The organism is Carboxydothermus islandicus, from assembly GCF_001950325.1.
Taxonomy (GTDB): domain Bacteria; phylum Bacillota; class Z-2901; order Carboxydothermales; family Carboxydothermaceae; genus Carboxydothermus; species Carboxydothermus islandicus.
The window spans coordinates 1-359 of the sequence record NZ_BDJL01000080.1 but is presented as its reverse complement, the minus strand read 5'-3'; the positions used below and the strand labels follow the sequence as shown (position 1 = coordinate 359).

At 50.4% G+C, this 359-nt stretch carries 1 protein-coding gene; it reads right to left on the bottom strand.

The window, feature by feature from the left end; all coding sequences use genetic code 11:
• Positions 1-359 (bottom strand): GTP-binding protein (locus ciss_RS09170; protein WP_235837282.1); only part of this gene is annotated, 359 nt, incomplete at both ends.

The window sequence follows — 359 nt, the reverse complement described above, 5'->3', positions numbered from 1 at the left end:
ACTTCCATCTCTACAAGCTCCATTAACTCCGGATCGTCTACCATGTCCGCTTTGTTTAAAAATACCACAATGTAGGGAACTCCTACCTGACGGGCTAACAAAATATGCTCCCGGGTCTGAGGCATCGGACCATCGGCTGCAGACACAACCAGGATAGCCCCGTCCATCTGCGCTGCACCGGTAATCATGTTCTTAACATAGTCAGCATGTCCCGGACAGTCTACGTGGGCATAATGCCGCTTCTCGGTCTCATACTCCACGTGCGCTGTATTAATGGTAATTCCTCTTTCCCTTTCTTCCGGAGCATTGTCAATCTCGTCGTACCTCTTTTGCTGGGCTAATCCCTTCTTCGCCAGCAC